Raw genomic sequence first — 4296 nt, 5'->3', positions numbered from 1 at the left:
AGCGTCTTGGCGAGCCCGACGAGGCCGAGCTTGGCCGCACCGTAATTGGCCTGGCCGAAATTTCCGAACAGGCCCGACGAGCTGGCGGTCATCAGCACGCGGCCATAGGTTTGCTCGCGCATCACCTCCCAGCATGCCTTGGTGGCATAGGCCGAGCCGAACAGGTGGACCTTGACCACGAATTCGAAGTCTTCGGGCTCCATCTTGGCGAAACTCTTGTCGCGCAGGACCCCGGCATTGTTGATCAGCACATGGACGCCACCCCATTTTTCCTTTGCCCTGGCGACCATCTCGACCATTTGTTCGAATTCGGTGACCGAGGCGCCGTTGGACATGGCCTCGCCGCCTGCGGCCCTGATCTCCTCGACCACCTTGAGCGCGGCATCCGAATGGCCGGTGCCGTCGCGCGCTCCGCCGAGGTCGTTGACCACGACCTTCGCGCCGCGCCTGGCCAGTTCGAGCGCATAGGCCCGGCCCAACCCGCCGCCCGCGCCGGTGACGATCGCCACCTTGCCTGCAAATGAAATGGACATGCTGTCTCTCCAAAAGCCTTGAGTGGCGCAGCCCTGCGCGCCCGAATGACTGGCGGGATGGCACGGCTTGCCGTCGCTTTCAACCGCGCGCTTGGCGGCTCGCCATGCCGTAGGGGAAGGGCGGGGATCAGAGTGTGCGCAGGGTTTCGACCAGCTGGTCGAAATGGTCGACCACCGCATCGGCGCGCAATTCCCGCGCCGGCCGGTCATTATAGCCGAAACCCAGCACTACAACGGGCACGCCCGCGGCCCTCGCCGAGGCGACATCGAAGCTCGAATCCCCGACCATCGCGAATTGCCCGCCGCCGCCGCTGCGCGCAATTGCCAGTTCGATCGGATCGGGGTGGGGCTTCTTGCGGGCCGCCGTATCGCCGCCGATCACCGCGGCAAAGCGCCCCAGCATATCGAGTTCGTCCAGCAATCTTGCCGCAAGTCGTTCGGGCTTGTTGGTCACGACTGCAAGCGAACAGCCAAGTTCCGCCAGCGCCTCGAGCGCTTCGACGCAGCCGGGATAGGGTCGCGAAAGGTCGGCAATATGGGCTTCGTAATACGACAGGGTCTCATCGTAGAGCTTGTTGAACTCAGCCTCGGGAAGCGGGCCACCGGTAACTTCCAGCGCGCGTTCCAGCATGCGCAAGGTTCCGCCGCCGATCATCTCGACGACCTTGTCGAGTGGAACCCGTTCCCGGCCGACCAGGCCAAGTCCGTGATTGACCGCCACGCCAAGGTCGCCCTTGGTATCGACCAGCGTGCCATCGAGATCGAAGCCCACCATCGAGAAGGGAAATGTGCTCATCCCCGGCCTTTGCCGCGAGCCTATGGAAACCGCAATGAAATGATGGCATTGCGCCCGCCATGAGTGAGACGCATCGTCCCGTTGCCGCCGTCGTGCTGGCCGCCGGCAAGAGCACGCGCATGAACAGCGCGCTCCACAAGGTCCTGCACAAGGTCGCCGGACGGCCCATGATCGTGCATCTGCTCGAAGCACTCGGCGAACTCGCGCCCGAACGGACCGTGATCGTGATCGGCGATGCACGCGAACAATTGCAGGACGCGCTTGGCGGCGGGATCGAGTTCGCGGTGCAGGAGCCGCAGCTGGGCACCGGCCATGCGGTCCAGCAGGCCGAGGCTGCGCTGGGCGGGTTTACGGGCGATGTCCTGATCCTTTACGGCGACGTCCCTTTCGTGACCGCTGCCACGATGCGCACGATGATCGAACGCTTGCGGCAGGACGACCATCCGGCGGCGGTGGTGCTGGGGTTCGAACCGGGCGACACGCTCCAATATGGCCGCGTGATCGCCCATGACGGGCTGATCGACAAAATGATCGAGCACAAGGATGCGAGCGAGGAAGAGCGCGCCTGCCGACTTTGCAATTCGGGCCTGATGGCGGTGCGCGGCGAGGACCTGTTCGTGCTGCTCCACCGGGTCAGGAACGACAACGTCCAGCACGAATATTACCTGCCCGATATCGTCAACCTGGCGCTGGCCGATGGCCGCAAATGTGCGGTGGTGCTTGCGGAAGACCCCGGCGAAGTGGCGGGGATCAATTCGCGGGCGGAACTTGCCCGGGCGGAGGCGCGCTGGCAGGAAGCGAGGCGAACCCGCGCCATGGCCGAAGGCGCCACGCTGCTCGATCCCGCGACCGTGTGGTTCTCCTGGGATACCCAAATCGGCCGCGACGTGACGATCGAGCCCAATGTGGTGTTCGGCCCGGGCGTGAAAGTGGCCGACAATGCCCGGATCAGGGCGTTCTGCCATATCGAAGGCGCCAGCATCGCCAGTAACGCCGAAGTCGGGCCCTACGCCCGCCTGCGGCCCGGGGCCGTGCTGGAAGAAGGCGCGAAGGCCGGCAATTTCGTCGAGATCAAGAATTCGACCCTGGGCAAGGGCGCCAAGGCCAACCATTTGAGCTATCTCGGCGACAGCGATATCGGCGCAGGGGCGAATATCGGGGCCGGGACGATCACCTGCAATTACGACGGCTATTTCAAATACCGCACGGTGATTGGCGAGCGGGCGTTCATCGGCTCGAACTCGGCGCTGGTCGCACCGCTCACGATCGGCGACGATGCGATCGTTGCGGCGGGCAGCGCGGTCACCCGCAATGTCGGGGCGGGCGAGCTCAGGATCGTGCGCGCCGAACAGCTGGTCAAGCCCGGCTGGGCCGACCGGTTCCACGACGCGATGAAGAAAAAGAAGGCGGAGAAGGGCAAATGACGAGTGAAGTCACGCAAGACCAGCTTGGCTATTTGCTACAGTTGTCGCGCGATGCGGCAGTGCAGATGCTCGGGCAATGGGGCGGTTTCCCGCCGTTCGCGATGCGGGCCGGCAAGGACGGCGCGGTCGAAGTCGTCAGCAATACCGAACAGGTCGCAGATGACCAGTTGGCCGAAGTCTATGAAAGGATCCAATCGGCGCTTGCCGAGGAAGCGCGACAGGGCGGAATCCATGCCGCGGCGATGGTCTCGAACGTCCACATGAGCGATGTCGGAGAAGGCGACGAATTCGATCGGGCGATCCAGGTCCATATCGAGACCGAAAGTTTCAGCCGGGTAGTGCTGGTTCCCTATCGCTTCCCCGAAATGGTCGAGGTCAAGCAGTACCGCGACGTCGAAACCGGCGAGATGCAGCCCTTCGACGCGCCTTCAGCAATATTTGCCGGCTGAGGTCCGATTTCGCCAATCCCGTTGACATGATATCATGATATGATATCAATATATCATTATGGCCCGAATCCTTGCAGACCTGCCCGACGAGGACATTCAAAAGCTCGACGCGCTTGCGGCGAAGAGCAAGAGTTCGCGCGCGGCGGAAATTCGCGAGGCGGTGAGGCTGTACCTGGTCCGGAAGGACGATCGCAGCTGGATCGAGCGTGGCGCGGGCTATTGGAAGGACCGGACGGACATTGGCGATGCGGTCGAATACCAACGGGCGATTCGGGAGGACCGCACCCCCTACGACGAAATCTGATCCGTGGCGGAACCCTTCTTCGACACGAACATCCTGATCGATTGGCTATTCGATCGTCCACAGGCGATCGCCGAGATTGCACGCTATCCCCGCCACCGGATCAGCCGCATTGTCTGGGCGGAAATCCTGGCCGGCGAACCGCTCGAGCGCCGCGATGTCGTCCAGCAATTGATCGCTCCTTTCGATGTCGTCGATGTCGACGCGCGGATTGCCGCCTCGGCAGCAGACATTCGCCACCGGTCGCGGATGAAGCTGCTCGACGCACTCATCCTTGCCACCGCGCAAATCAACGGTGCGATCCTGATCACGCGCAACACCAAGGACTTCCCGGCGAACATGCCTGGCATCCGCGTTCCTTACGAATTCTAGAAAGGCTGCTCCATGTGCGGAATTATCGGGATCGTCGGCAATTCGGAAGTCGCCGGGCGGCTGGTTGACGGGCTCAGGCGCATGGAATATCGCGGCTATGATTCCGCCGGCATCTGCACCGTTCATGACGGCGAACTGGTTCGCCGCCGGGCTGCGGGCAAGCTGGCCAACCTTGTTTCCGAACTGGAGCGTCATCCTGCGCCGGGGACCACCGGCATCGCCCATACGCGCTGGGCGACCCATGGTGCCCCGACCACGAGTAACGCCCATCCCCACGCAACCGGCGAAGTCGCCCTGGTGCATAACGGGATCATCGAGAATTTCCGGCCGTTGCGCGAAGAGCTGATCGCACGTGGCCGGACCTTCGCCAGCGAGACCGATACCGAAGTCGTCGCCCACCTCGTCTCGGAAGGGATCGAGG

At 63.3% G+C, this 4296-nt stretch carries 6 protein-coding genes and 1 pseudogene; 5 read left to right on the top strand and 2 right to left on the bottom strand.

What is annotated here, in order from left to right; all coding sequences use genetic code 11:
• Both AC16XC_RS02120 and AC16XC_RS02115 read right to left on the bottom strand, forming a co-directional pair.
• Positions 1 to 533: SDR family NAD(P)-dependent oxidoreductase (locus AC16XC_RS02120; protein WP_484032984.1), on the bottom strand; the 533-nt coding region annotated here is incomplete at its 3' end.
• A gap of 127 nt (positions 534 to 660) precedes the next feature.
• Positions 661 to 1329, bottom strand: coding sequence for an HAD family hydrolase (locus AC16XC_RS02115; RefSeq protein WP_484032983.1), 669 nt, complete (start codon positions 1327 to 1329; stop codon positions 661 to 663).
• Between the two features lie 59 nt (positions 1330 to 1388).
• Here AC16XC_RS02115 and glmU point away from each other — a divergent pair, with 59 nt between their 5' ends.
• The 5 genes and pseudogenes from glmU to AC16XC_RS02090 form a co-directional block, all read left to right on the top strand.
• A complete protein-coding gene (gene glmU / locus AC16XC_RS02110; RefSeq protein ID WP_484032982.1) occupies positions 1389 to 2753 on the top strand; it encodes a bifunctional UDP-N-acetylglucosamine diphosphorylase/glucosamine-1-phosphate N-acetyltransferase GlmU in 1365 nt (454 codons plus the stop codon).
• Positions 2750 to 3202: a hypothetical protein gene (locus tag AC16XC_RS02105; protein WP_484032981.1), complete on the top strand. Its 453-nt coding sequence runs from the start codon at positions 2750 to 2752 to the stop codon at positions 3200 to 3202. Before glmU ends, AC16XC_RS02105 begins: the two co-directional genes overlap by 4 nt.
• A gap of 58 nt (positions 3203 to 3260) precedes the next feature.
• Complete coding sequence (locus tag AC16XC_RS02100) at positions 3261 to 3506, top strand: ribbon-helix-helix protein, CopG family (RefSeq protein ID WP_484032980.1); 246 nt, start codon at positions 3261 to 3263, stop codon at positions 3504 to 3506.
• A 3-nt stretch (positions 3507 to 3509) separates the two neighbouring features.
• Positions 3510 to 3875 (top strand): PIN domain-containing protein, encoded by a 366-nt coding sequence (locus AC16XC_RS02095; RefSeq protein ID WP_484032979.1) that lies wholly within the window; start codon positions 3510 to 3512, stop codon positions 3873 to 3875.
• Between the two features lie 12 nt (positions 3876 to 3887).
• Positions 3888 to 4296: pseudogene (locus AC16XC_RS02090) on the top strand (glutamine--fructose-6-phosphate transaminase (isomerizing)); the annotation flags it as partial.

This window comes from Candidatus Andeanibacterium sp. (genome assembly GCF_057143545.1).
This window is presented reverse-complemented; position numbering and strand designations above follow the sequence as displayed.

What these genes read in the sequence shown, in the direction of transcription:
- AC16XC_RS02115 (WP_484032983.1), bottom strand. Translation starts at nt 1,329, where the DNA reads ATGAGCACATTTCCCTTCTCGATGGTGGGCTTCGATCTCGATGGCACG.
- glmU (WP_484032982.1), top strand. Translation starts at nt 1,389, where the DNA reads ATGAGTGAGACGCATCGTCCCGTTGCCGCCGTCGTGCTGGCCGCCGGC.
- AC16XC_RS02105 (WP_484032981.1), top strand. Translation starts at nt 2,750, where the DNA reads ATGACGAGTGAAGTCACGCAAGACCAGCTTGGCTATTTGCTACAGTTG.
- AC16XC_RS02100 (WP_484032980.1), top strand. Translation starts at nt 3,261, where the DNA reads ATGGCCCGAATCCTTGCAGACCTGCCCGACGAGGACATTCAAAAGCTC.